This window comes from Oleiphilus sp. HI0043 (genome assembly GCF_001634935.1).
Genome location: NZ_LWEY01000683.1, coordinates 1 through 748, shown reverse-complemented (window position 1 = coordinate 748; position 748 = coordinate 1). Strand labels below are relative to the sequence as shown.

At 46.0% G+C, this 748-nt stretch carries 1 protein-coding gene; it reads right to left on the bottom strand.

The annotated features are described in order from the left end of the window. Positions 1 to 229: 229 nt before the first annotated feature. Positions 230 to 748, bottom strand: a 519-nt coding sequence (locus tag A3729_RS08170; RefSeq protein ID WP_197475687.1) for a type II secretion system F family protein, incomplete at its 5' end; no start/stop codon positions are given.

Here is a 748-nt window from a genome sequence, read left to right as displayed (position 1 = left end):
AACATTCAAGAAGCTGCCGACTAATAAACCGAAAATAAGTGTTGAAGCGTATAGGAACGCAGGGTTGTCATTCAGGTGTTGGAAAAGTGCGAGCATGAAATTGTTCCGGTGCGGCGTTTATCGTTGTTTATTGTTAGCGTGAAAGTTGCGAATGAGGGGAATCATAGCCTAAGTCAGGTTTAAGTAGTAGATAAGGCGGGCACGAGAAGTGTACCCGCTTGAATATACCTTATACAACGGCTCCCATTTGGAAGATAGGTAAGTACATTGCGATGATCAAACCACCAATCAGTACACCTAATACGGACATAATAATCGGCTCCATTAGTGCCGTCATATTATCAACCAGGTCATCTACCTCATCTTCGAAGTGCGTCGCGACTTTGTCTAGCATCGTATCAAGTGCACCAGACTCCTCACCGATCGAAACCATTTGTACTGCCATGGAGGGGAACACACCGGTAGAACGCATGGAATACTGAAGCTGGGTACCCGAGGCTACATCGTCTCGCACCTTAAAAACGGCGTTACGATAAACAATATTACCTGTTGCGCCGGCAACTGAGTCGAGAGCGTCTACAAGAGGTACACCTGCTGAGAAAGTGGTAGACAATACGCGTGCAAAGCGTGCAATGGATGATTTCTCAATAATCGGACCTACGATAGGAATCTTGAGTTTTGCCTTATCGCTTGCATCACGGAAAGCCTCGGAACGTTGACTTGCTTGTTTAAATGCGAAGACTAGTCC